At 70.8% G+C, this 24,432-nt stretch carries 27 protein-coding genes; 10 read left to right on the forward strand and 17 right to left on the reverse strand.

The window, feature by feature from the left end; all coding sequences use genetic code 11:
• Positions 1–64 precede the first annotated feature (64 nt).
• A complete protein-coding gene (locus tag ACERUN_RS07075) occupies positions 65–835 on the forward strand; it encodes a polyprenol monophosphomannose synthase (RefSeq protein WP_370289212.1) in 771 nt (256 codons plus the stop codon).
• Complete coding sequence (locus ACERUN_RS07080; RefSeq protein ID WP_370289149.1) at positions 832–1,323, forward strand: FxsA family protein; 492 nt, start codon at positions 832–834, stop codon at positions 1,321–1,323. Before ACERUN_RS07075 ends, ACERUN_RS07080 begins: the two co-directional genes overlap by 4 nt.
• Positions 1,324–1,350: 27 nt before the next feature.
• Here ACERUN_RS07080 and ACERUN_RS07085 read toward each other — a convergent pair whose 3' ends face one another.
• The 4 genes from ACERUN_RS07085 to ACERUN_RS07100 all read right to left on the reverse strand — a co-directional run bounded on the left by ACERUN_RS07085 (position 1,351) and on the right by ACERUN_RS07100 (position 5,684).
• The gene (locus tag ACERUN_RS07085) at positions 1,351–1,740 is read right to left on the reverse strand and encodes an RNA polymerase-binding protein RbpA (protein ID WP_370289150.1); all 390 of its coding nucleotides are present in this window, start codon (positions 1,738–1,740) and stop codon (positions 1,351–1,353) included.
• A 115-nt stretch (positions 1,741–1,855) separates the two neighbouring features.
• Positions 1,856–3,199 carry an MFS transporter gene (locus ACERUN_RS07090; RefSeq protein WP_370289152.1) on the reverse strand — a complete coding sequence of 448 codons (1,344 nt, stop codon included), beginning with the start codon at positions 3,197–3,199 and terminating at the stop codon, positions 1,856–1,858.
• On the reverse strand, positions 3,196–3,984 hold the full coding sequence (locus tag ACERUN_RS07095) for a glycerophosphodiester phosphodiesterase family protein (protein ID WP_370289153.1): 789 nt from the start codon (positions 3,982–3,984) through the stop codon (positions 3,196–3,198). The genes ACERUN_RS07090 and ACERUN_RS07095 overlap by 4 nt, the downstream gene beginning before the upstream one ends.
• A gap of 158 nt (positions 3,985–4,142) precedes the next feature.
• The gene (locus ACERUN_RS07100) at positions 4,143–5,684 is read right to left on the reverse strand and encodes a UDP-N-acetylglucosamine 1-carboxyvinyltransferase (protein WP_370289154.1); all 1,542 of its coding nucleotides are present in this window, start codon (positions 5,682–5,684) and stop codon (positions 4,143–4,145) included.
• Between the two features lie 85 nt (positions 5,685–5,769).
• Between ACERUN_RS07100 and ACERUN_RS07105 the strand changes: the two genes are divergently transcribed.
• Positions 5,770–6,786, forward strand: coding sequence for a zinc-dependent alcohol dehydrogenase family protein (locus ACERUN_RS07105; RefSeq protein ID WP_370289155.1), 1,017 nt, complete (start codon positions 5,770–5,772; stop codon positions 6,784–6,786).
• On the opposite strand, the gene ACERUN_RS07110 is transcribed toward ACERUN_RS07105, so the two are convergent.
• The 7 genes from ACERUN_RS07110 to ACERUN_RS07140 form a co-directional block, all read right to left on the reverse strand.
• Entirely contained in the window at positions 6,770–6,952 is a 183-nt protein-coding gene (locus ACERUN_RS07110) for a hypothetical protein (protein WP_370289156.1), read from the reverse strand. The two genes, ACERUN_RS07105 and ACERUN_RS07110, sit on opposite strands and share 17 nt — an antisense overlap.
• A 72-nt stretch (positions 6,953–7,024) precedes the next feature.
• Positions 7,025–8,401 (reverse strand): L-serine ammonia-lyase, encoded by a 1,377-nt coding sequence (locus ACERUN_RS07115; RefSeq protein ID WP_370289157.1) that lies wholly within the window; start codon positions 8,399–8,401, stop codon positions 7,025–7,027.
• Between the two features lie 79 nt (positions 8,402–8,480).
• A complete protein-coding gene (locus tag ACERUN_RS07120) occupies positions 8,481–9,173 on the reverse strand; it encodes an HNH endonuclease family protein (RefSeq protein WP_370289158.1) in 693 nt (230 codons plus the stop codon).
• Complete coding sequence (locus ACERUN_RS07125) at positions 9,170–10,786, reverse strand: alkaline phosphatase (RefSeq protein WP_370289159.1); 1,617 nt, start codon at positions 10,784–10,786, stop codon at positions 9,170–9,172. The genes ACERUN_RS07120 and ACERUN_RS07125 overlap by 4 nt, the downstream gene beginning before the upstream one ends.
• A gap of 139 nt (positions 10,787–10,925) precedes the next feature.
• Positions 10,926–12,299 carry a dicarboxylate/amino acid:cation symporter gene (locus ACERUN_RS07130; RefSeq protein ID WP_370289160.1) on the reverse strand — a complete coding sequence of 458 codons (1,374 nt, stop codon included), beginning with the start codon at positions 12,297–12,299 and terminating at the stop codon, positions 10,926–10,928.
• Between the two features lie 204 nt (positions 12,300–12,503).
• Positions 12,504–13,646 carry a Glu/Leu/Phe/Val dehydrogenase gene (locus ACERUN_RS07135; protein ID WP_370289161.1) on the reverse strand — a complete coding sequence of 381 codons (1,143 nt, stop codon included), beginning with the start codon at positions 13,644–13,646 and terminating at the stop codon, positions 12,504–12,506.
• A gap of 108 nt (positions 13,647–13,754) precedes the next feature.
• Positions 13,755–14,546, reverse strand: a complete 792-nt coding sequence (locus tag ACERUN_RS07140) for an Fpg/Nei family DNA glycosylase (protein WP_370289162.1) — start codon at positions 14,544–14,546, stop codon at positions 13,755–13,757.
• A gap of 92 nt (positions 14,547–14,638) precedes the next feature.
• On the opposite strand from ACERUN_RS07140, the gene ACERUN_RS07145 reads away from it, so the two are divergent.
• Positions 14,639–17,002: an ATP-binding cassette domain-containing protein gene (locus ACERUN_RS07145; protein ID WP_370289163.1), complete on the forward strand. Its 2,364-nt coding sequence runs from the start codon at positions 14,639–14,641 to the stop codon at positions 17,000–17,002.
• Positions 17,003–17,099: 97 nt separating this feature from the next.
• Here ACERUN_RS07145 and ACERUN_RS07150 read toward each other — a convergent pair whose 3' ends face one another.
• The gene (locus ACERUN_RS07150; RefSeq protein ID WP_370289164.1) at positions 17,100–17,396 is read right to left on the reverse strand and encodes a Dabb family protein; all 297 of its coding nucleotides are present in this window, start codon (positions 17,394–17,396) and stop codon (positions 17,100–17,102) included.
• Positions 17,397–17,461: 65 nt separating this feature from the next.
• Between ACERUN_RS07150 and ACERUN_RS07155 the strand changes: the two genes are divergently transcribed.
• Positions 17,462–17,944 (forward strand): DinB family protein, encoded by a 483-nt coding sequence (locus ACERUN_RS07155; RefSeq protein ID WP_370289166.1) that lies wholly within the window; start codon positions 17,462–17,464, stop codon positions 17,942–17,944.
• Between the two features lie 73 nt (positions 17,945–18,017).
• Positions 18,018–18,467 (forward strand): GNAT family N-acetyltransferase, encoded by a 450-nt coding sequence (locus ACERUN_RS07160; protein ID WP_370289167.1) that lies wholly within the window; start codon positions 18,018–18,020, stop codon positions 18,465–18,467.
• A gap of 10 nt (positions 18,468–18,477) precedes the next feature.
• Here the strand turns inward: ACERUN_RS07160 and ACERUN_RS07165 are convergent, their stop codons facing one another.
• A complete protein-coding gene (locus tag ACERUN_RS07165) occupies positions 18,478–18,966 on the reverse strand; it encodes a hypothetical protein (RefSeq protein ID WP_370289168.1) in 489 nt (162 codons plus the stop codon).
• A 258-nt stretch (positions 18,967–19,224) separates the two neighbouring features.
• On the opposite strand from ACERUN_RS07165, the gene ACERUN_RS07170 reads away from it, so the two are divergent.
• Complete coding sequence (locus tag ACERUN_RS07170; protein ID WP_370289169.1) at positions 19,225–19,389, forward strand: hypothetical protein; 165 nt, start codon at positions 19,225–19,227, stop codon at positions 19,387–19,389.
• Positions 19,390–19,421: 32 nt separating this feature from the next.
• Positions 19,422–20,192: an MOSC domain-containing protein gene (locus ACERUN_RS07175; protein WP_370289213.1), complete on the forward strand. Its 771-nt coding sequence runs from the start codon at positions 19,422–19,424 to the stop codon at positions 20,190–20,192.
• Between the two features lie 21 nt (positions 20,193–20,213).
• Here ACERUN_RS07175 and ACERUN_RS07180 read toward each other — a convergent pair whose 3' ends face one another.
• The 4 genes from ACERUN_RS07180 to ACERUN_RS07195 all read right to left on the reverse strand — a co-directional run bounded on the left by ACERUN_RS07180 (position 20,214) and on the right by ACERUN_RS07195 (position 22,354).
• Positions 20,214–20,552, reverse strand: coding sequence for a type II toxin-antitoxin system PemK/MazF family toxin (locus ACERUN_RS07180; RefSeq protein ID WP_370289170.1), 339 nt, complete (start codon positions 20,550–20,552; stop codon positions 20,214–20,216).
• A complete protein-coding gene (locus ACERUN_RS07185; RefSeq protein WP_370289171.1) occupies positions 20,536–20,733 on the reverse strand; it encodes a hypothetical protein in 198 nt (65 codons plus the stop codon). The genes ACERUN_RS07180 and ACERUN_RS07185 overlap by 17 nt, the downstream gene beginning before the upstream one ends.
• Positions 20,734–21,294: 561 nt before the next feature.
• Positions 21,295–21,810, reverse strand: a complete 516-nt coding sequence (locus ACERUN_RS07190; RefSeq protein WP_370289172.1) for a hypothetical protein — start codon at positions 21,808–21,810, stop codon at positions 21,295–21,297.
• 31 nt (positions 21,811–21,841) lie between these two features.
• Positions 21,842–22,354 carry a CbrC family protein gene (locus ACERUN_RS07195; RefSeq protein WP_370289173.1) on the reverse strand — a complete coding sequence of 171 codons (513 nt, stop codon included), beginning with the start codon at positions 22,352–22,354 and terminating at the stop codon, positions 21,842–21,844.
• Between the two features lie 100 nt (positions 22,355–22,454).
• On the opposite strand from ACERUN_RS07195, the gene ACERUN_RS07200 reads away from it, so the two are divergent.
• Both ACERUN_RS07200 and ACERUN_RS07205 read left to right on the forward strand, forming a co-directional pair.
• Positions 22,455–22,919 (forward strand): hypothetical protein, encoded by a 465-nt coding sequence (locus ACERUN_RS07200; protein ID WP_370289174.1) that lies wholly within the window; start codon positions 22,455–22,457, stop codon positions 22,917–22,919.
• A 167-nt stretch (positions 22,920–23,086) separates the two neighbouring features.
• Positions 23,087–24,400: a family 16 glycosylhydrolase gene (locus ACERUN_RS07205; protein ID WP_370289175.1), complete on the forward strand. Its 1,314-nt coding sequence runs from the start codon at positions 23,087–23,089 to the stop codon at positions 24,398–24,400.
• Positions 24,401–24,432 lie beyond the last annotated feature (32 nt).

The following is a 24,432-nucleotide window of genomic DNA, read 5'->3' on the forward strand; positions in this document are numbered from 1 at the left end:
CTCGGGCCGGATCGATCCCCTGGCCTCCCTGCACCGCGACCTCACCGAGCTCGGGCGCGTCATCATGGTGATCCCGACCTACAACGAGGCCGCCAACCTCGCCTGGATCGTCGGGCGCCTGCGCGCGGCGCAGCCGACCGTCGACGTGCTCGTGGTGGACGACGGATCGCCCGACGGCACCGGTGCGGTCGCCGACGACCTCGCCGCCTCCGACGCGCAGGTGCACGCACTGCACCGCACCACCAAGGAGGGCCTCGGCGCCGCCTACCTCGCGGGCTTCGCGTGGGCGCTCGAGCACGGCTACGACGTGATCGGCGAGATGGACGCCGACGGCTCCCACCAGCCTGAGCAGCTGCACCGACTCCTCGGCGCCCTCCTCGACGCCGACCTCGTGATCGGTTCGCGATGGGTTCCCGGCGGCTCGGTGGTCAACTGGCCCTGGCAGCGCGAGGCGCTCTCGCGCGGCGGCAACCTCTACGTCCGCCTCCTGCTCGGCGTCACCGTGCGCGACGCCACCGCGGGCTTCCGCGTCTTCCGCCGCACCACCTTGGAGAAGCTGCACCTCGAGGACGTCCGCTCCACCGGCTACGTCTTCCAGACCGATCTCGTCGCCCGCACCCTCAACGCCGGCCTGAGCGTGCGCGAGGTGCCGATCGAGTTCGTCGAGCGGGTGCGCGGCGAATCGAAGATGAGCGGCGCCGTGGCCGTGGAGTCGCTGCGCCGCATCACCGCCTGGGGTCTGCGCGAGCGTTGGGGGCGCCTGCGCCGCCGCGGCGCGGAGCGTCGTCCGCTCGAGCTCACCGGTAGCGGCGCGCAGGGATACTCACGCCGTTGAGCAGGCGAAGCAGGCGCATCCCCGCCCTCCTGGTGCTGATCTTCCTGGTCGTGCCCCTCGCCGAGCTCGCGGTGCTGATCCAGGTGGGTCGGGTCATCGGGGCGTGGTGGACGATCCTGCTGCTGCTCGCCGACAGCATCCTGGGCGCCTGGCTGATCAAGCGCGAGGGACGCCGCGCCCTGGAGGCCCTGCGCACGCGGATCGAGCAGGGCCGCCTGCCCGCGCGAGAGCTCGCCGACGGCGCGCTGGTGGTGCTGGGCGGCGCACTGCTGCTGAGCCCCGGCTTCGTCACCGACGTCCTCGGGATCCTGCTGGTGCTGCCGCTCACCCGACCCCTGTTCCGGCGCGTGGCGATGGGCTACGCCGAATCGCGGATGAAGCGCCCCGGGATGGACGCGACCTGGCGTCCGCCGAGCGGGCCGGGCCCGGACGCGACTCGCCCCGGAGGACCGACGGTCGTCCGGGGCGAGGTGATCGACGAGGAGTGAGGCAGCGCCTCCTCCACGGGTCTCGGATCAGGCCTTGGCGGGCTTCTTCTTGCGGGCCGACGGGCGGTGCAGGTGGGCCGGGCCGATCTCGCCGCCGCGCAGCAGCTCCAGTCGCTCGGAGAGGATCTCCTCGAGCTCCTTCTCGCTGCGACGCTCGAGCAGCATGTCCCAGTGCGTGCGCTGGGGCTTCTCGACCTTGACCTCCCGCTCGATCCCAGCGGTCGACTCGGCCTCGACGCCGCAGCGCGGGCACTCCCACACCGCCGGCACGTCGGCCTCGATCGACATCGTGATCTCGAAGTCGTGACCCTGCGGACAGCGGTAGCCGACCTGCTGACGTGCGGCGAACTCGATCCCCCGCTCGTCCTCGAACGACTGGCCCCCCAGCCGGGCCCCGCGCAGTGTTCGCTCAGCCATTGAGCACCTCTCTGTCTCGGACTGTCCCGGGTGTGTCCCGTGTCGTACGTCTCAACGCTACCCAGGGCTCCAAGGTTCCATCCGCGCGTGAGCCGGTGGTCACACGCCGCCTCGCTCAGATCACATCGGCAGGAGCGTTGCCGGCCTGACGGATACCCCGCTCGGTGTCGACGCGCAGCAGCAGGAGTCCGCCCACCACGAAGAAGACGATGAGGGCGAAGATCGCCGGCCGGTAGGAGTCGGTGAACTGGTAGACGAGGCCGAAGGTGAGGGTGCCGAACCAGGACGTGCCGCGGTCCATGGCGTGGTAGAGGCTGAAGTACTCGGCCTCCTTCCCGCGAGGGATGAACAGCGAGAAGTAGGAGCGGGCCAGCGCCTGGGTGCCACCGAGCACGACGCCGATGGCCGTGCCGAGGAGCAGGAAGGGCACCAGCGAACCCGCCGGGATGACGAGGGCGGCGCTGACAATCGCCATCCAGCCCGCGAGGCCGGCCAGGATGACCTGCTTGGCACCGAAGCGGTCGGCCGCGCGCCCGAAGCCGATCGCGCCGAACATCGCGACGAACTGCACGAGCAGGTAGGTGCCGAGCACGGTGCCCTCGGCGAAGCCGAGCTCCTCGATGCCGAAGGTGGAGGCGGAGGCGATGACGGTCTGGATGCCGTCGTTGAAGAACAGGTAGGCCACCAGGAACGACAGCGCCACCGGGTAGTTGCGCAGATCCTTGAGCGTCGCCCACAGCTGGCCGAACGAGCGCGCCAGCAGGCCGCCGTCCACGTGGGTGACCTCGACCGGCGGACGACGCCGGATGCCGCGCCACGGGATGATCGTGAAGGCCGCCCACCACAGCGCCGCGGAGAGCAGGCTGAGCCGCACGGCCGTCTCGGTGCTCAGGCCCAGCGCGTCGTGGAAGGTGACGACGGCGAAGTTCACCGCGAGCAGCAGACCACCGCCCGCGTAGCCGTAGGCCCAACCGACCGACGAGACCCGGTCACGCTCGGCCTCGGAGGAGATCTGGGGGAGGATCGAGTCGCTCACCACCACGGCCGCTCCCGCGCACAGGTTCGCGATGACGAACATGATGCTGCCGAAGGCCCAGTTGTCGCCCTCGAGGAAGAACAGCAGACCGGTGGCCACCGCGCCCGCCCAGGCCAGCCCCGCGAGCAGGTCGGGCTTGCGCTCGGTGCGGTCGGCGAGCGCGCCGAGCAGCGGATAGACCAAGGCGCTGAGCACGGTCGAGAACGTGATCACGTACGACGGCAGCGCCCCCGGTGCGATCGAGAGGCCGAGCACGTGCAGGTGGCCGTTCTCGCCGACGTCGTTCTCGGCGATCGAGATGAGGTAGGGCGCGAAGAGGACGCCGGCCACGGTGGTCTGGAAGGCCGAGGCCGCCCAGTCGGTGAAGTACCAGCTGCGCTGCTCGCGGGCGCGCCGCACGGGCGCGAGATCGGCGATGCTCACGTGAGTCCTCCCCGCGCCGACCACCATTGGCCGCGCGCCTGCAGCACATCCTTCAGCACGTCGGTGCGATCGGTGAAGAGGCCGTCGACGCCCCGGTCGAGCAGCTCGCCCATCTCGTCGGGGTCGTCGACGGTCCACACGTGCACGGCCACGCCGTTGCGGTGGGCCCGGCGCACGAGGCCCGGGGTCGTCACGACGACTCGGCCCCGGCGGTGCGGGACCTGGAGGGCGGCGAACGAGCCCCCCGCCAGCACGCGCGCGATCGCGGCGGTGGGGGAGAAGCGGTAGAGCGCCACCTGCAGCGGATCGGCCGATGTCGCCACCTGCCCGGAGGTGAGCCGTCGGAACTCGCGCAGGCGCCGGCGCGAGAAGGAGCCGATGAGCACGCGCCCCTCGAGCCCGCGCTCGAGCACGAGCGCGGCCAACGGCCCCACCGCCGCGTCGGCCTTCAGGTCGATGTTGAACCGTGCCTCAGGGAAGGCGTCGAACAGCTCCACCAGCGTCGGTATCTGCTCACGGCCCCCGATCCGCGCCTCCCGCACCTCGGCGAGGGTCGCGTCGCCGACCGCCCCCACCCGGTCGCTGACCCGGTCGAGCACGTCGTCGTGGAAGGCCAGCAGCACGCCGTCCGCGGTGAGGTGGACGTCGGTCTCGAGGTAGTCGTAGCCGAGCGCCCACGCGTGAGCGAAGGCCGCCATCGTGTTCTCCAACCCCTCGATCTCGGGGTGGTAGGAGCCGCCCCGGTGGGCGAAGGCGATGATGCGGCCGGGCTCGAGGTAGGGCACGCCCGAAGCATCCCAGAGTCACCCGCCGCCACCGTGCGCGGCAGCGTGTCGCCCGCGCGCGAGAGCGTGTCGCTCAGCGCCGAAGGCGCGTCGTCCGAGAGTCCGGCCCGGAGGGTCGGGCGAGCGGCCGACCGAGCGACACGCTCGCGCCGAAGGAATCAGATATCGCGGAAGGTCTCGATGTCGGCGCCCAGGGAGCTCAGGCGCTCGGCGAGGTCCTCGTAGCCGCGGTGGATCACGTAGGTGCTGCGGAGCACCGACGTGCCCTTGCTGGCCAGCATCGCGAGCAGGACGACGACCGCCGGGCGCAGCGCCGGCGGGCACACGAGCTCCGTGCCGGTCCACGACGTGGGCCCCTCGATCTGCACCCGGTGGGGGTCGAGGAGGGTGACGCGGCCGCCGAGCTTGTTGAGCTCGGTGAGGTAGATGGCGCGGTTGTCGTAGACCCAGTCGTGCAGGTAGGTCTGGCCCTCGGCGACGGCTCCGATCACGGCGAAGAACGGCAGGTTGTCGATGTTGAGGCCCGGGAAGGGCATGGGGTGGATCTTGTCGCGCGGGGCCGTGAGGTCGGAGGCGTGCGTGGTGATGTCGACCAGGCGGGTGCGTCCGTTCGCGGCCAGGTACTCCGGCGAGGTGTCGTAGCGGAAGCCCATCTCCTCCAGCACCGCGAGCTCGATCTCGAGGAACTCGATGGGAGCGCGGCGGATGGTGATCTCCGAGCGCGTGACGATCGCCGCGGCCAGCAGCGACATCGCCTCGATCGGGTCCTCGCTGGGGGAGTAGTCGACGTCCACGTCGATCACCTCGCACCCCGTGACGGTCAGCGTCGTGGAGCCGATGCCCTCGACCGTCACGCCGAGCGCCTGCAGGTAGAAGCAGAGGTCCTGCACCATGTAGTTGGAGGAGGCGTTGCGGATCACCGTGGTGCCGGGGTGGAGGGCGGCCGCCATGAGGGCGTTCTCGGTGACGGTGTCGCCGCGCTCGGTGAGCACGATCGGCCGCACGGGGCTGACCGAGCGGTCGAGCTGGGCGTGGTACCAGCCGTCGGTGGCCTTGACCTCGAGGCCGAAGGGGCGCAGGGCCGACATGTGCGGCTCGACGGTGCGGGTGCCGAGGTTGCAACCGCCGGCGTAGGGCAGCTCGAAGGTCTCGGCGCGGTGGAGCAGCGGGCCGAGGAACATGATCACCGACCGGGTGCGGCGCGCCGCCTCCTCGTCGATGCTGCCGAGGTCGAACTCCTTCGGCGGCACGATCTCGAGGTCGTTCTCCTCGTTGATCCACCGGGTCTGCACGCCGAGGCTGGCCAGCACCTCGAGGAGGCGGTTGACCTCCTCGATGCGGGCGACCTTGCGCAGCGTCGTCCGGCCGCGGTTGAGCAGGCTCGCGCACAGCAGGGCCACACCGGCGTTCTTGGACGTCTTGACGTCGATGCTGCCGTGCAGCGTCGTGGGCCCCTTGACGCGCAGGTGGGTGGGTCCGGCGCCGAGCGCGACGATCTCGGAGTCGAGGGCGGCGCCGATGCGCGCCATCATCTCGAGGGAGAGGTTCTGATGACCCTTCTCGATGCGATTGATCGCACTCTGACTGGTGGCCAGCCGCTCGGCGAGCTGCGCCTGGGTGAGCCCGCGGTGCTTGCGGGCGTCGCGGATCAGGTTGCCGATGCGGCCCTTGTAGTCCTCAGCGGCGTCGTCGTGCGTCATGCCGTCGACGTTAACTCATATATGAGATAACACAAGCCCGCACGCGCCGGGGCGGTCACGCGGAGGCATCTGCCAGGATCGGGCCATGCGCGCCACGACGATCCACGGTACCCGCGACATCCGCGTCGAGGAGATCCCGGACCCGACCATCGAGCAGCCCACCGACGCGATCATCCGCGTCACGGCGGCCTGCATCTGCGGCTCGGACCTGTGGCCCTACCGCGGCGAGAACCCGATCACGCCGGGCAACACCATCGGCCACGAGTGCATCGGCGTCGTGGAGGCGGTCGGCTCGGCCGTGCGCGACGTCGCCGTGGGCGAGCACGTGGTCGTGCCGTTCTGCCACTGTGACAACACCTGCGCCCACTGCCGCGCGGGCGCCCAGTCGGCCTGCGAGAACCTGTCGATGACCGTGAGCGGCCAGTCGGAGTACGCCCGCGTCGGCCAGGCCGACGGCAGCCTGGTGTCCACCCACGGCCTCCCGGACGACGACCTGCTGGCCTCGGTGCTCACGCTCACCGACGTGATGCCCACGGGCTGGCACGCGGCCGTCTCCGCCGGTGTCGCCCCCGGCAGCACGGCGGTGGTGGTCGGCGACGGCGCGGTCGGGCTGTGCGGCGTCATCGCCGCCAAGCAGCTCGGCGCCGAGCGGATCATCGTGATGTCGCGCCACGCCGCCCGCCAGGACCTCGCCCGCGCCTTCGGCGCCACGCACGTCGTGGAGCAGCGCGGCGCCGAGGGCAATGCCGCGGTGCTCGAGATCACCGACGGAGTGGGGGTCGACGCGGCACTCGAGTGCGTCGGCACCGACCAGTCGATGTCGACCGCGATCGCCGTGACCCGCCCTGGCGGGGGCGTGGGCTTCGTGGGCGTGCCCCACGGCGTGAAGCTGCCGGTGCGTCAGCTCTTCGCCAAGAACATCGGCGTGCGGGGCGGCATCGCCCCGGTGCGGCGCTACCTGCCCGAGCTGCTGGACCTCGTGCTCGAGCGGGCGATCGACCCCGGCCGGGTCTTCGACCTCGAGCTGCCCCTGGAGGAGTCGCCCGAGGGCTACCGCGCGATGGACGAGCGTCGCGCGGTCAAGGTCATGCTGCGCCCTTGACCTGACCCTCGAAGGCCTGGCCGGCCGCGGGGTGCAGGAGGTGCTCGGCGCGGGCCTGGTCACGGCGGTTGCGCTCACCAGCGAGCCAGACGACGCCGAAGAGGGCGCCGAGCAGGACGACGAACAGGCCGACGGCGGCCAGGGCCACGAGAAGGACAGTGCTCATGTGATCACCTTCACATGATCCACGTCACATTTCCAGGGTCTTCCGGCCCGGGACTTCCGGCGTCCTTCCGGCTCAGCACTCGATGACGTTGACGGCGAGGCCGCCGCGCGAGGTCTCCTTGTACTTGGTGTGCATGTCGCGCCCGGTGTCGCGCATCGTGCGGATCGCCCGGTCCAGCGACACGGTGTGCGCGCCGTCGCCGGCAAGGGCGAGGCGGGCGGCGTTGATGGCCTTCACGGAGGCGATCGCGTTGCGCTCGATGCACGGGATCTGCACGAGTCCGCCTACGGGGTCGCACGTGAGGCCCAGGTTGTGCTCGATGCCGATCTCGGCGGCGTTCTCGACCTGAGCGGGCGAGCCGCCGATCAGCTCGCACAGCGCACCGGCGGCCATCGAGCAGGCCGAGCCGACCTCTCCCTGACAGCCGACCTCCGCCCCCGAGATCGAGGCGTTCTGCTTGAACAGCGACCCGATCGCGCCCGCGGTGAGCAGGAAGCGGACCACGCCGTCGTCGTCGGCGCCGGGGATGAACCGGGCGTAGTAGTGCAGCACGGCCGGCAGGATGCCCGCGGCGCCGTTGGTGGGGGCGGTGACCATCCGACCGCCAGCGGCGTTCTCCTCGTTGACCGCGAGGGCGAACAGGTTGACCCAGTCCATCGCGTGGAGGGGATCGGCAGCGCCCTCGCCGGCGCTCAGGCGGGCGTGGAGGGCCGGCGCGCGGCGCGCGACGCGCAGCCCACCGGGCAGCACGCCGTGGCTCGCGCAACCGTTCGTCACGCACTCCTGCATCACGCGCCAGATCTCCAGCAGGCCGTCGCGCACCTCCTGCTCGGTGCGCCAGGAGAGCTCGTTGGCGAGCATCACGTCGCTGATGCGGGTGCCCGGCCCGAGCGTATGGCAGATCGTGAGCAACTCAGCGCCCGTGCTGAACGGGTAGCGCACCGGCGTCGCGTCGAGCACGACGCGGTCGGCGCCGACGGCATCCTCGTCGACGACGAAGCCCCCGCCCACGGAGTAGTAGACGCGCTCGATCAGCACGTCGCCGGCGTCGTCGAGGGCGCGGAAGCGCAGGCCGTTCGGATGCCCGGGCAGGGAGCGGCGCCGGTGCAGGACAAGGTCGCCGGCACCGAGGCGCACCCGTCGTCGTCCACCGAGGACGACGGCGCCCTCGGCCCGGATCGCAGCGACCCGGGCCGGGGCGGAGGCGATGTCGACGGTGGCCGGGTCGGCGCCCTCGAGGCCGAGGAGCACCGCCTGCTCGGAGCCGTGGCCGTGGCCGGTGGCGCCGAGGGAGCCGAAGAGCTCGGCGCGCACCCGGTCGGTGCGGTCGAGCACTCCCGCCTGCACGACGGCGTCCGCGAACCGGTGGGCCGCGCGCATCGGGCCGACCGTGTGCGAGGACGACGGTCCGATGCCCACCGAGTAGAGGTCGAACACGCTCAGCGCCACCACGGCACCGTAGTCGTGATGCGGCTCACGTCACCAAACCGGGCGGGGGTCCCGCTGGCTAGGCGAGGAGGCACCCGCCTCAGGCGCCGGTGACGGTGAGGTTGCCGCCGCAGGAGCTCGCGTACTGCTGCAGCACGGCCTTCTCCGCACTGTCGGCGCTGAGCCCCCAGCGGATCTTCACCGCGACCCACTCGCTCACGTAGCGACACTTGTCGTACGTCGGGAGCCACTCGGCCGGGTCCTGGTCGCTCTTGGACTGGTTCACGTTGTCGGTGACCGCCACCAGGCTGCGGGCGTCGCCGAGGTCGTTGGCGTAGGCCTGGCGGCGGGCCGTCGTCCACGAGCTCGCCCCGGAGCCCCACGCCTCGGCGAGCGGCACCATGTGGTCGATGTCGAGGTCGGAGGCAGCCGTCCAGGTGGCACGGTCGTAGTAGGACAGCCACGAGCCCGAGACGACCGAGCAGCCGGTCGAGCCGTAGGTGACCGACGAGCGTGCCTCGGCCATCAGCACCTCGGCGCGGGTGTCGTGGCAGTCGCCGTCGGCGTCGACCCAGTGCGGGAACAGGGCACGGTCGTAGCCCGTGGTCACCTCGGCGCGGGTCGGGATCTGCGCGACGGCACCGGCCAGCGTTCCGCTGTAGGACGCCGCGTGGGCCGGGGGAGCGATGAGCACGCCGAGCGCCACGAGGGCCGACACCACCGCCGAGAGCACCTGGCCCCGCGACGGGGCGACCAGGCGCGGGCGTGCGACGGCACCGCTGCGGGCGCTCATGCGACGACCGGGTTGAGCGTCGGGTCGCCCGACTCGACGACGAAGGCGGCGCGCACGCTGGACGGCGCCCCCGGACGCTTGACGTAGGGCAGCACGTGGAAGCGGGCGGTGAGCTCGCTCGGGGTCACCGTGGCCGTGACGTAGCCGCGCTGGCTGTTGGCGAACTTGATCCAGGGGTTCTCGCGCAGCTGCAGATCGGTCGCGGCGCTGGTGTCGGAGCCGTCGCCGCCGCTGGTGATCGACGTCGTCACCAGTTCCGCGGCCACGGGCCGGCTGTCGGGGTCGTCGAAGTCCTGCAGCACCTGCGAGGCGTAGTGGCGGTGGACGTCGCCGGTGAGCACCACCGCGTTGTCGACGCCGCGCTCGACGATGCCGTCGACGAGTCGCTGGCGGTTCGCGGCGTAGCCGTCCCACCCGTCCATCGAGAGACCGACGTCCGGGCCGGCCGCGAAGTCGCGCCGCGAGAAGAACACCTGCTGGCTGATGAGCTGCCAGCCCGCTCGGGAGCTGCTGAGGCCGTCGAGCAGCCACCGCTCCTGGCGCTCACCGCACAGGGAGCGGGCCGGGTCGAGCGCCTCGGTGCAGCCGACGGCCACCGTATCGCCGCACGCCTGGTCGTCGCGGTACTGGCGAGTGTCGAGCAGGTGGATGTCGGCCAGCGCGCCCCAGCCGAGGCGACGGTAGATCTGGATGTCGGGCCCGCGCGGGATCGACGAGCGTCGCAGCGGCATGTTCTCGTAGTAGGCCCGGAAGGCGGCGGCGCGACGGGCGCGGAAGCCCGCGGTCTCGCTGACGTTCTCCGGGATCTCGTCGGCCCAGTTGTTGTCGACCTCGTGGTCATCGAAGATCACGGCCCACGGCGCGACGGCGTGCAACTCCTGCAGGTCGGCGTCGGTCTTGTACTGCGCGTGGCGCTGGCGGTAACCCGCCAGGTCCACGGTCTCCGGACCCTCGTGGTCACGGACGTTGCCGCCCGGGGCGAGGTAGTCCTTCGCCTTGTACTCGTACTGGTAGTCGCCGAGGTGCAGCACGAGGTCGGGGTTCTCCTCGGCCAGGCGGCGATAGGCGGTGAAGAAGCCGTGCTCGTACTGCGAGCACGACACCGCCCCCACCATCAGCTCGGCCACGCGAGCGCGGCGGGCGGGGGCCGTGCGGGTGCGACCCGTGCGTGAGATCTCCGAGCCCACGCGGAAGCGGTACCAGTACTCGCGCGCCGGGCGCAGGCCCTCGACGTCCACGTGGACGCTGTGGCCGAAGTCGGGGCGGGCCAGGGCGCGACCGCGTCGCACGACGCGGCGGAAGCGCTCGTCCTCGGCCACCTCCCACTGCACGAGGTAGGGGTGGTTCGGCATGCCGCCGCGACCGTCGGCGGCCAGCGGCTGCGGTGCCAGGCGGGTCCAGATGACCACGCGGTCGGGCAGCGGGTCGCCCGAGGCGACCCCCAGCGTGAACGGGTCGCGCAACGGTGCCGCCACGGCAGGCGCCACCGAGCCGAGCAGCGTGAGACCGCCGGCGCCGGCGATCGCGAGCCCTCCACCGAGGACGACGCGGCGCCCCACGGCGGAGGCGGCGACACCGGCCGATGAGGGCGCGACGGGGACAGGACTGGACATGCGTGGACCTCCCGAGACACGGGCCACCCGATGCGGCCCGGCCGGACGAGGTTCTCGGGCCGGGCTCGCGCCTCCGTGCACGCGAGGTGTCGTGTCGGTGAAGGCTCGGTGGACGTCGAGGCGTCGCGCCGCCGTGGTCTCAGGCGGCCACTGGCACGCCCCGGCCGATCGGGTCACCCTCGCGGGGCGCGTCGTAGGCAGCCTGGTCGAGCATGCCCTCGCGCCGCGCCACGATCGTCGGCACCAGTGCCTGGCCGGCGACGTTGGTCATCGTGCGCATCATGTCGAGGATCGGGTCGACGGCGAGCAGGAGGCCGACGCCCTCCAGCGGCAGGCCCAGGGTGCTGAGGGTGAGCGTCAGCATGACGACCGCACCGGTGAGCCCGGCGGTGGCCGCGGAACCGACGACGGAGACGAAGGCGATGAGCAGGTAGTCGGAGAGACCGAGCTCGATGCCGAAGAACTGCGCCACGAAGATCGCCGCGAGCGCCGGGTAGATCGCCGCGCAGCCGTCCATCTTGGTGGTCGCACCCAGCGGCACGGCGAAGGATGCGTACTCGCGCGGCACGCCGAGGTTGCGGGTAGTGACGTACTCGGTGACCGGCATCGTGCCGACCGAGGAGCGCGACACGAAGGCCAGCTGGAGCGCGGGCCAGGCGCCCGAGTAGAAGCGCAGCGGGTTAAGGCCGTGCAGACGCAGGATCACCGGGTAGACGACCAGCAGCACGATCGCGCAACCGACGTAGACGTCGATCGTGAAGACCGCCAGCGGGCTCACGGCGTCCCAGCCGTAGGTGGCCACCGCGGTGCCGATCAGGCCGAGCGTGCCAAGCGGCGAGAGGCGGATGATCCACCACAGCACCGTCTGGACGACGGCGAGGAAGCTCTCGGCGAACGACAGGAACGCTTCGGCCTTCTCGCCGGTCTTGAGCACCGCCGCGCCCACCAGGAGGCCGAGGACGACGATCTGCAGCACGTTGAAGTTCATCGACACCGAGCCGCCGTCGTCCACCGACCCGCTGAGGCCGAAGACGTTGGAGGGCACGAGGCCGGTGAGGAAGTCGGTCCAGGAGCCGGTGGTGCCGGGGTCGCCAGCGGCGTCGCGCGACACGGAGGTGTTGACGCCGGGGTCGGTGAGCAGGCCGATCGTGATGCCGATGACCACGGCGACGGCCGCGGTGATGGCGAACCACAGCAGCGTCTGCGCGGCGAGGCGGGCCGCGTTGGAGACCTCACGCAGGCGGGCGATGCTCACCACGATCGCGAAGAACACCAGCGGCACCACCACGGTGCGCAGCAGCGTGACGAAGGTGTCGCCGATGGTCTGCAGCGTGGTCGTCAGACCGTCGAGCTCCTGGCTGCGGGCGAGCGCGCCGAGGGCGGCACCGACGACGAGCGCGCCCAGGACCTGCGCCCAGAACGGGATCTGCCACCAGTGGTGAGGTGCAGCCGGCTGCTGGGAAGGCGCAGGTGTTCCGGACTCCCCGGTGGGGGAGGACGTGGAGGTCGTCACGAGTGTTCCTTTCGAACGGAGACCGAGCGGCCACGCCGGCGCGGGTGGGCGCCGACTGGCACAGGGGGCACAACATCCCTGCCCGGTGGCGTATTGCGTGACACGTGGCACCCGCGAGTGCGCACACAAGGCTCGACGGGTGCCAGGTCGGACCTGGCACCCGTCGAGGTGCCCGCGGGTCGAGATCCCCCGGGCGGTGGGGGCTCAGCCCAGCCAGATGCCGCGCAGGCGCCCGACGTCGCGCATGCGGCGCTCGGCGAGACGGTCGGCCGCGAGGGCGGGCGACAGGCCGTCGGCGGCTGCGCTCTCCAGGACGGCGGCGGTGGTGTCGAAGATGCCGCGGGCACGCTGCTCGGCGCGCTCGAAGCGGAAGCCGGCGGGGTCGAGCTCGTCGGCCACCTGGATGAGACCGCCGGAGTTGACGCAGTAGTCGGGGGCGTAGGTGATGCCGCGCTCGAGCAGCACCTTCTCCACCCCGGGGTGGGCGAGCTGGTTGTTCGCCGCACCGCACACGATGCGCGCACGCAGTCCCGCCACGACCTCCTCGGTGAGGGCTCCACCGAGGGCGCACGGCGCATAGACGTCCAGGTCGCCGGCCACGAGGGCGGCCGTGGAGTCGACGACCGACACCTGCGGGTGCTCCTCACGCACCCGCGCCACCGCGGTGGGGGAGACGTCGGTGACGACGACGCGGGCGTCGTCCTCGAGGAGGAGGCGGACGAGGTGGTGCCCGACCTTGCCGACACCCGCCACGCCGACGGTGCGCCCGCCGAGAGTGGGCTCGCCCCACACGTGCCGCGCGGCGGCGCGCATGCCCTGGAAGACGCCGAAGGCGGTGAGCACCGAGCTGTCGCCGGCGCCGCCGTGGGCGACGGTGCGACCGGTGACGTAGTCGCACTCGCGAGCGATGTCGTCCATGTCGGGGGAGAAGGTGCCGACGTCGCAGGCGGTGTAGTAGCGACCGCCGAGGGACTGCACGAAACGACCGTAGGCGCGGAACAGGGCCTCGGCGCCGCCGGATGCTCGCACCTGCGCAGGATCGCCGATGATCACGGCCTTGCCGCCACCGAGGTCGAGGCCCGCGAGCGCGGCCTTGTACGACATGCCGCGCGAGAGGTCGAGGACGTCGCGCACCGCCGCAGCGGTCGAGGCGTAGGGGTAGAAGCGGGTGCCGCCGAGCGCGGGACCGAGCGCCGTGGAGTGCACGGCAACGACGGCGCGGAGACCGGTGGCAGGGTCGTTGGCGAAGACGACCTGCTCGTGCTCGTGGGCGGCCTCGAAGACGTCGAGGGCCTCGCCGGCGGGGGAGACCGGTGCCGCGGGGGCGGGGGAGTGCTGCAGGGTCATGGGTGAACCCGTCCTTGTCGATGTGTCGGCCACACAGGTGGGTGGCGCAGGTTGTGGTCGACCCGCGGGTGTGGTGCAGGTCACGACCAGCCTATCGGCTCCCGGCCCCTAGGGCTGACACGTCGGACACCAGAACAGGCGGCGCCCCGCCACCTGGGTGTCCTCGACCTCGGTGCCGCACCGGCGGCACGGCTGGCCGGCGCGGCCGTACACGTAGTGCGCGTCGACCCGGCGCGCACGGCCGCTGCGACGCTCCCGGTCCTCCGGAGCGGTGGTGATGATGCGACCCGCCCGCACCCCCGACCGCAGGAGGACGACGAGGTCCTCCCACATGGCGCGCAGCACGGCCTCGTGGTGCTCGCGGCCGGGGCGGAAGGGGCTGAGCCCCTGGCGGAACAGCACCTCGGCGCGGTAGACGTTGCCGACCCCGGCGATGACGGCCTGGTCCATGAGCATCGTCCCGATGGGCGCGCGGCTGCGGAGCACGCGGTCGATGAAGGCGTCGATGTCGGGGCGCTTGCGCAAGGGGTCGGGGCCGAGGCGCGTGAGCAGGTGGTCGCGCTCGGGGTCGGTGAGGATCTCGCAGGCGGTGGGGCCGCGCAGCTCGAGCCAGTGGGTGGGGGAGAGGAGCCTCAGCCGCAGGGCTCCCTGCGGCTCCGGAGCGGGCAGCTCGCCGTCGCGGAACTTCCCGTAGAGCCCGAGGTGGATGTGCAGCCACAGGTCGTCGTAGCGGTGGAAGAGGTGCTTGCCCCAGGCGTCGGTGCGCTCCAGGACCTGTCCGTCGATGAGCGCGGCGCCCTCGGCGAAGCGACCCTGCGGGCTCGAGACCTCCACCCGCTGGCCGACGAAGAGCTGGTCGTGGCGGCGGGCGAGGCGGTGGATGGTGTGTCCTTCTGGCACCACACGATGGTGGCCGACGCCGCCAAGCCGACGCGGGTCGGGCCCGAGCGGATTCCGCAGGACCGTCGGCGACCACCACTACGGTGAGGCCCGTGAGTGCGCATCCCGCCGATTCCCACGACGTGATCCGGGTGGAGGGCGCGCGGGAGAACAACCTGCGCGACGTCGCCCTCACCCTGCCGAAGCGTCGCCTCACTGTCTTCACCGGCGTCTCGGGCTCCGGCAAGAGCTCGCTGGTCTTCGGCACGATCGCCGCGGAGTCCCAGCGGATGATCAACGAGACCTACAGCGCTTTCGTGCAGGGCTTCATGCCCTCGGTGAACCGGCCCGACGTCGACGTCCTCGAGGGGCTGACACCGGCCATCGTGGTCGGCCAGGAGCAGATGGCGGCGAACGCGCGCTCGACCGTCGGCACCGTCACCGATGCGCTCACGATGCTGCGCACACTGTTCAGCCGCGCCGGCGAGCCGTACGTCGGCCCGCCCACGGCGTTCTCCTTCAACGTGCCCACCCGGCGCGCGAGCGGCGTGATGACCACGGAGAAGGCCGACGGCCGGGTGAGCAAGGACGTCGTGCGCGACGTCGTCTACCTCGGCGGGATGTGCCCGCAGTGCGAGGGCAGGGGCACGGTCTCCGACCTCGACCTGTCGGTCATCCTCGACGAGACCCGCTCGCTGGCCGACGGCGCGATCCTCGTGCCCGGCTACACCGCCGACGGTTGGATGGTCGCGGCGTTCAAGGCGGTCGTGCCGCCCGACGTGCCGATCCGCGACCTCACACCGGCCCAGCGCGACGAGCTGCTGCACGCGGAGCCGCGCAAGGTGAAGGTCGACAAAGTCAACGTCACCTTCGAGGGGCTGCTACCGAAGATCCGCAAGTCGATGTTCGCCAAGGACCCCGACTCGCTGCAGCCGCACGTGCGGACCTTCGTCGAACGCGCGGCGACAGTGGGGGAGTGCCCCGAGTGCGGCGGCACCCGGCTCAACGAGGCCGCGCGCAGCGCGCAGGTGCACGGGCGCACGCTGCCGGAGGTCTGTGCGCTCCAGATCAGCGATGCCGCCGCCTGGGTGCGCGCCCTCGACCTGCCGGCGCTGGCTCCGCTGCTGGACGCCCTGCGCGACCTCCTCGACTCCTTCGTCGAGATCGGTCTCGGCTACCTCAGCCTCGACCGGCCCTCCGGATCGCTCTCCGGCGGCGAGGCCCAGCGGGTGCGCATGATCCGCCACCTCGGCTCGGCGCTCACCGACGTCACCTACGTCTTCGACGAGCCCACGGTGGGCCTGCACCCGCACGACATCGACCGCATGAACACCCTGCTGCTCCGCCTGCGCGACAAGGGCAACACCGTGCTGGTGGTCGAGCACAAGCCCGAGACGATCCTCATCGCCGACCACGTCGTCGACCTCGGGCCCCGGGCGGGCGTGCACGGCGGCGAGATCCGCTTCGAGGGCTCTGTCGACGAACTGCGCGGCGCCGACACCCTCACCGGGCGCCACCTGGGGCACCGCGCACGGCTCAAGAGCGCGGACGCCGTGCGTGCGTCGTCCTCGGTGATCGAGGTGCGGGGCGCCAGGCGCCACAACCTGCAGGCGGTGGACGTCGACGTGCCGCTCGGCGTGCTGTGCGTCGTCACCGGTGTCGCGGGATCGGGCAAGAGCTCACTCGTTCACGGCTCGATCGCCTCGCGGGAGGGCACGGTGGTGGTCGACCAGTCGCCGATCCGCGGCTCGCGGCGCAGCAACCCCGCCACCTACTCCGGCGTGCTCGAGCCCGTACGCAAGGCGTTCGCGAAGGCCAACGGCGTGAAGCCGGCGCTCTTCAGCGCCAACTCCGAGGGCGCCTGCACCACCTGCAACGGCAACGGCATGGTCGAGGTGGAGCTCGGCTTCATGGAGACCGTCTCCACGCTCTGCGAGGAGTGCGGCGGGCGGCGCTTCCAGGCCTCGGTGCTGCAGCTCACCCTCGGCGGCCTCTCCATCGCCGACGTCCTCGACCTCCCGGTCGCCGATGCCCTCGCCTTCTTCTCCTCCGGCGAGGCTGCAGTGCCCGCCGCCGCGACCATCCTCCGGCGCCTAGACGACGTGGGGCTCGGCTACCTGCGCCTCGGCCAACCCCTCACCTCCCTCTCCGGCGGCGAGCGCCAGCGCCTCAAGCTCGCCGTGCGCATGGGCGAGCCCGGGGGAGTGCTCGTGCTCGACGAGCCCACCACCGGCCTCCACCTCGCCGACGTCGACCACCTGCTCGCCCTGCTCGACCGCCTCGTGGACGACGGCCGCTCGGTGATCGTCGTCGAGCACCACCAGGCCGTCATGGCCCACGCCGACTGGATCATCGACCTCGGCCCCGGCGCCGGCCACGACGGCGGGCGCGTCGTCTTCGAGGGCACCCCCGCCGACCTCGTCGCCCGCGCCCACACCCTCACCGGCCGGCACCTCGCCGCCTACGTCGGCGGCTGAGGGAGGTCGGGATTCGCCGGTGCACCGGCGAATCTCGTGCTCCTTGCATGAAGTTTCAGTCGACCAGCACGAGATTCGGTCGAGTAGTAGGGCGTCCTCAGCCGGGCAGCGCGAACTGGATGCGTGAGATGGACGCCGAGATCGGGGCGAACAGCTCCCGCCGGATCCGGTTGTGCTCCTCGTCGAGGTCGTACACCCGGTAGGCCTCCTCGCTCGCGAAGTCGGCGGTGAGGGCGTACGACACGTTGCCCTCGCGGAGACCGAGGTCCTGGCCGGCCAGGAGGGCGAACTCGATGCCGTCCACCCGCAGGTCGCGCAGCGCCTGCAGCGCCTCCTCGACCTGCTCCCGCGTCACGCCGTCGCGCACCTGACCGACCACCACGTTGCGGATCATGGCGACAGTCTGCCCGCCGTCCTCGTGGACGACGGATGTCGGCGCTCGCCCCTAGCGTGCGAGCCATGAGCGAACGCGACGAGTTCATCACCACCCTGCGCACCCACCGCGGCTTCCTGCGCCAGACCGTGCGAGGTCTGGACGACGAGGCCGCGCGCAGCACGCCGACCGTGAGCGCGCTGTCCCTGGCCTCGCTGCTCAAGCACGTGGCCGACACCGAGGAGCAGTGGATCACCTTCGCCCGCACGGGTTCGATGCCGGGCAGCGAGGGCTGGTCGGGGGAGGACACCCGCTTCGTCCTCACCGACGACCACACCGTGGACGCGCTGCTGACCCGCTACGACGAGGTCGCCGCCGTCACGGAGGAGTTCATCGCCGGCGCCGACCTGAACGCCGCGCACCCGCTGCCGAGCGCCCCGTGGTTCGAGCCCGGCGCGTCGTGGACCGTGCGGCGGATGCTGCTGCACGTGCTCGCGGAGTCGGCCCAGCACGCCGGCCACGCCGACATCATCCGCGAGTCGATCGACGGCGCTCGCACCATGGGCTGAGACGCGCGAACGGCCGTGGGGGAGCGCGGAAGTCGCTCGCGAGTGGCGGCAGAGGCTGCCTAGGCTCGCGCCCGTGCCGACCGACGAGACCGCCCGCCTCGAGATCACGACCGACCTGCGACGCATCGACCTCGACGTCGTCCACCGCTGGTTGTCGACCGATGCGTACTGGGCTCTGGGTCGAACGCGCGCCGTCATGCAGTCGGCAGCCGACGGGTCGCTGAACTTCGGGGCGCTCGACGCCGAGGGCCACCTGCTCGGCTATGCGCGCGTCATCACCGATTCGACGACGTTCGCCTGGGTGTGCGACGTCTACGTCGATCCGGACGCCCGCGGTCGAGGGGTCGGCGTGCAGCTGATGGAGGGCATCACGGCCCACCTGGAGCCGCTGGCGCTCAAGCGCACGGTGCTCACCACGCTCGACGCGCACGGACTGTATGAGCGCTTCGGGTTCACCCCGCTGCCGCAGCCCGAGCGGTGGATGGTGGCCCTCGGCGACCACCCGGGCCACTTCACCAGCTGAGCAGGGCCGGTCAGGGCCCCGCGATCAACCAGAGCAGCACCGCCCACACCACGAGGACGCCGGCACTGGTCGCGATCGCGGCGCCGCGGCGTCGTCCACGGGCCGAGCGCAGCCGCGTGGCGGCAAGGGAGAGGGCGATCAGCACGACCAGCGGAGCCGAGACAGCGGCCACGACCAGGAGACCAGCCAGATCCGGGTCGATGCCGGAGGTGCCGAGCGAGACGCGCAGCTGGGAGGTGATGTCGCCGCTCTTCGACGGCCAGAACGCGACCAGCCAGACGATCGCCAGCCACCCTGCCACCGGCCCGAGGACGTCGCCCGCCAGCCCGCCGCGCTTCACCAGGAGGAAGGCGAGGACCCCTGCGCCCCAGGGGAGCGCCAGGAAGGCCGCGTAGATCCCCGCGGACGGCCAGCCGCCCATGATCCCGAGCAGACCCCAGATCTCATCGCGGGCCAGCACCGCCGTCGGGATCGAGGTGACCAGCGCCAGCAGCGACATCGGAACGAGCCAACGACTGTGCCGCTCGTCCGATGGTGGACGACGATCCGCCCCGCCCGCGAGCGGGCGCGATCGCGCCTTCGCCCGAGCCTGTCGTCGAGCGCGCGCCCTCCTGCTGCCTGCCGATCCCACGTGGACGATCTACCCACCGGAGTCGTGTCGAAGCGCCCTGCGGCGTCTGCCGGGTCACGGAAGGCATGATGGGCGCATGCGAGGCAGGACTCTCGGGAACAGCCGCATGACCGAACGGACCGCGACGTGACGCCCCGGCGTACCCAGGAGTGGCTGGTCCTGCTCCTCATCGTCCTCGTCGTCACGGCGGTCGTGTCGCGGTCGTGGAGCGCACCGATCATCGCCGCCGTCGTCTTCACCACGATCTACGCCAGTCCCGTGGGACGCGGGGGACGATCACGACCGCGGTGAGCACCGCAAAGAGCGCCAGGTCCGGGCTCACGGTGGCAGCGATCGCCCTCCATCCCGTCAAGAGTGCGTCAGCGCGCTCGGTCCAGACCTGCCGCGTGGGGCCGACCGGCATCACCGATGATCGTCGGTGGATGGTTGTCGACTCCGTCGGCGACATGCTCACCGCCCGGGAGATCCCTCCGTTGCTGCGTGTCGTTGCCGACACCCCGCTCACCGCACCCGGGCTCGATGCACCGCTGCGCCTGCGGTTCCCCGGTCTCGAGTCGCTGTCGATCGACGGTTCGCCAGGGGAGCAGCGCAGCGCGCAGGTCTTCGGCAGAGCGGTACGTGTGGACGTCGTCCACCAAGCGGCGGGGTGGCTGCAGGAGGCGCTCGGGCTCGGCGGAGTGCAGCTGGTCCGTCATCTCGCGCACCCGGGGGAGCGAGCGGCCCTCCAGGACGCCGCCGCCGTCAGCATCACCACGACCGCCTCGCTCCAGCAGGTCTCCAGCTGGGCGGACGATGACCTCGCGCCCAGCCGGTTCCGCGGCAACCTGCTGCTGAGCGGCGACATCGAGCCGTTCGCCGAGGATGCCTGGACGACGGTGCGCATCGGCGACGACGTCGTGCTGAGCGCCCGCAAGCCGATCAGCCGCTGCCTCCTCACGACCATCGACCCCGACGACCTCACGAGCGGCCCCGAACCGCTGCGATCGCTCGCCCGGCACCACCGCATCGACGGCACGCCGCGCTTCGGGCTCGGCCTGCACGTCGTCCACGGCGGTGAGATCAGCCTCGGCGACAGGGTCACGCTCGAACGGTGAGCTCGCACAGCTGCTGACCGCTCACAGATCGAGCAGCAGCGCGAGCGTCTCGCGAATCTCAGCGAGCACGACGACGCCGACGTTCCCGCGCTGGCCCGTCAGACGCGATGTCGCGACCGAGCGGAGATGCTGACACTGCGCGGACGATCGCTCGTCGAGTCCGTTCAGCTCGTCTGGCTCTACCACTACCTCGGTGGAGCTGCGCCGGACCGTGCGGGTCAGCGGCACCACTTGGACGACGTTGGGCCCGCCACGAAGGATGCGCGCAGCGGTCACGACGACTCCCGGCCTCAGCAACCCTGCCTCGCTGCCGCTGGGCGCACCGAGATCCAGGACAACGACGTCACCCGGCGTCAGCATCCAGCCACGTCAACTCATCGGCCGTCAGCTCGGCGCCGAGGTCGCGTGCCATCGAGTCCTGTCGCAAGGCACGCAGAGCACGACTCACGGTCTGGTCGATCGTCTCGTGACGCTCCGCCGCCAGGCGGGTGACCGACGCGTGTGTCTCGCGGCTGATGCGGATCGTCGTGGTGTCGGCCATGGTGTCGATGGTAGGCCCTGTAGACGATCTCATCTACAGCTTGACCGCGGACCCCGATTGACTGCGCCACAGGGCGGATTCGGCCGTCGGTAGCCTGGCCGCTCAAACACCGATGAGTGACAGGATGAGTCCGAAGCAAAGCATCCCTGGCCGCGCGCCCCGAGGCATCCGACAAGCCCTCACCCTGGATCACCCGCGTCTGGTCCTGAACTGTCAGTGACGCCTTGCCCGAGACTCTCGAACAAGGATGACTGCGACAACCAGCCGTGATGCTGCGAGCAGTGCACACGCTGCAGCGATGAACCACAGGAAGACGCGGATGCCACCGACTAGATCAGCCGACCAGTAGAGCGACAGAGCCGCTAAGGCGCAGAGCACGAAAAAGCCGAACACAACCTGCGGGACCGATGGCCGGTCCGGATACCAATCAACCACGCTGGAACAGTAGAACGACGCTCGCCGCCTATCGCGACGACCCGACTTCCCGACTGACGACCGATCGCCGATAAGTGACATTATGTCACTTCTTCGCGTGTTGCGGAATTGCTCGCCGGCTTATGCCTAGCCCACTTCCCTGCTGGAGTTGCTAGAACGACCCGCACAACTGGAGATGCATCCGTCCCGAGGCGTTGTGCGTACGTGCGGGTTCGCTAACCCCTGAGAACCACCGCTCGGACCGCTGCCCTCATCTCGCGCTCGATGGCCGCTCGGTCGGCCGGCTTGCTCATCCCAGGCGGCGAGCCGTGCGTAGAACCGGCCTTCAAAGAGCTCGACAGGCAGATCCGCGTGCCCGAATGCCCAGAGCAGCAAGCGATAGCGCCCCGCTTCGCCCTCTGCTTGCGGCACCTCCATGTCGAACTCTGCGAGCATCGCGCGGACGACAGGCTCGGCATCCCTCTGTGCTGCTCCGATCGGCAACGATGCGACGTCGAGAGTCGCGGGCCCGCCGAGCCCGTCGGCAACGAGCTCCTCGGCAAGCCTGATCGCCTCGTCCAGCCCAGGTCCGCTCGGCATCGCGACGTCGATCGCGACCGCTCGCAGACTCCCGATGCGCGCAGCGTCCAAGTTCTCTGTCACGAGCCTCATCCTGCCGCTGACTACGCACGCATCAAGAGGCGTCAGCGTAGGCGAGCTTGGCTTCGCAGTGGCGACAGCGGAACAGGTAGCCGGTCAGATCGCCGTCAACACTCAAGTGCTGGAGGCTCCCGGAATCCCACCCGTCGACGGCCAGTGCCTGGATCACGCTAGGCAGATCGGCGATATCCCCGTAGCCCACTCGGCCGAGATACGCGGTGGCATCCGAGCAATGGAAGAGCCAGCGTTCCTGTTGCCAACCTGCGAATCCTGGAGTGCGGTGCAGGACTTCATCGAGTACGGCCCGGGGAATGTCCGACGGTGCCCCGTCCACAGTCGTGAACTCGGCGCTAAATTCTCGCGCTGCGCTGCCATCAGCGATGCACCACGGGCAGATGAACTCGACCTCGTCCACAGCGTAGATAGGCCCGGAGTAGATCAGACCGCGAGCCTGACCGCAGCGTTCGCACTCATCCGAGGAATTGACCACAGACCCGGTGAGGATCGGATCAAGGTGGTACCGGAAGGACGGTGGCGCGCTTTGCATGCCCAAAGCCTGGCAGAGCAGGAGCCAGCCATCACCGGCACTCGATGAACAGACGACCAACGCGCTTCCGCTGCGCCTCACCACTGCCTAGGTTCGCTCCATGGCCCTGCTCCGCCGCTTCGACCCGCCGACCTTCGCGCGAGCCCTCGACGACTGGTCCTGGTTGCTGGGCGGTCGACCTCTGCAGCCGCTCGGCTGCTCGATGTTCGGAGACGTCTTCTTCCAGGGGCCCGACGCGATCTGGTTCCTCGACTCGATCGAAGGCACCTTGACGCCGCAGTGGCACGACACCGTGGCCCTCAAGGCGATGCTGGACAGCCGCGACGGACAGGACCGCTTCCTCCTGGCCGAGATCGCCCTCGCCGCTCAGAGGAAGGGTCTGCGGCCCGGTCCTTCCGAGATCCTGGACTTCACAATCCCGCCAGCGATCGGTGGTCAGCTCTCGCCGAACAACGTCCAGGTCGCCGACTTCGTGGTCGCGTCATCCCTCAACGGCCAGATCCACCGTCAGATCAAGGACCTCCCGCCGGGCACGAGGATCTCCGGGGCCGAGATCGGCGATTGACCGCTGCCGAGGACTTTCGCTGTCGCTGCGGATTCACAAGGAGATTGAGACTCCCCCGGCGTCCGCTATGACCTGTCTCACAAGCGAGCGTGCGCAGTGCGCCGATTCAGCACGTTCTTGGTCGAATCTGCAGCGCGGCGGCGTCCGACACGAGCATGGTTCGGGTCGTGAACCCCCACTCACGCATCGCTGCCCCGCGCCCGCACGGCTCCCGCCGGACCGTCGGCCCCGTCACCCGCCTCGGCAACCGCCACGCCGCCCGCCCGCTGGCCCGATCGGTCGCCACGCTCGTCGCGGCCATCGCCGCAGCCTGCGGGATCCTGGCCGGGAGCGTCGCGCCGGCCCACGCCGGCCTCTTCGACTTCCTGACGAGCCCCACCGTCACCGTCATCAGCAACCCCGGCCAGCTCGCCCCGCGCGAGTCGAGCCAGGTCATCGTGCGCGCGAGCGCACCTGCTCGACCCGGCACGGTCGTCAACCTGGTCACGGCCGGATTCCTCAACCTCGGGTACAGCGTCGTCGGCACCACCAAGCTCGATGCCAACCTCGAGGCCCGACTGCCGCTGCCCGGGCGCGACTTCCTCGGCTCGTACCAGTACTGGGCGCAGGTCCCGGCGACCGGCGCCCACCAGGAGGGCAACAGCGCCCGCTTCTCCGTGACGATCGCGAGCCCGCCGAAGCCCGTCAGCCCCACCTGCGGTGGGGCGAACCCCACCAGGCCCGACGGCACCCCGTGGAGGTGCACCTACAACGACGAGTTCGACGGCACGAGCCTCGATCGCAAGTGGTGGCGCCCGCAGACCGCCTTCCAGACCGGTACGAGCAGCAGGTACGCCTGCGCGGCCGATCGCCCGGACACGATCAGCGTGGGCGGCGGCGTCCTGTCGCTCTCCCTCGTGGAGCTGCCCACTCCGGTGGCGGCCTGCGCGAACAACCAGACCACCCGGTTCGTCAACGGTCAGGTCATGCACTACCAGACCTTCAACCAGACCTACGGCAAGTACGAGGTCCGCGCCCGCGTCTCGAGCCTGCGCTCCCCCGGCGCTCAGACCTCCTTCTGGCTGTGGCCGAACAACGACACCTACGGCCCTTGGCCCGCATCCGGCGAGATCGACTTCGCGGAGATGTACTCCTCGGCACCCGACAACGTCTTCCCCTACATGCACTACCTGCTCGGCGAGAACGACCCGAAGACCAACAGGAACGTTCCCGGCGCGGTGTGCCCCATCAGTTTCGGTGACTGGAACACCTACGGCATGGAGTGGAGGCCCGGCCAGATCAAGATCCTGGTCAACGACCAGGTGTGTGTTGAGAACAACTACTCCACCGTCGGTGGCGTCCAGGGCCAGTACGGCCCCTTCGACAAACCGTTCTACCTCAACCTGAACCAGGCGATGGGCACCACCGGCAACGAGTACGACCCGAACGTCGTGCCCGACAAGGTGACCACCCAGATCGACTATGTCCGGGTGTGGCAGTAACCCGACGCCCGCACGGGCACACGCGGGACACT

It is taken from the genome of Nocardioides sp. (genome assembly GCF_964229035.1).
GTDB lineage: Bacteria > Actinomycetota > Actinomycetes > Propionibacteriales > Nocardioidaceae > Nocardioides.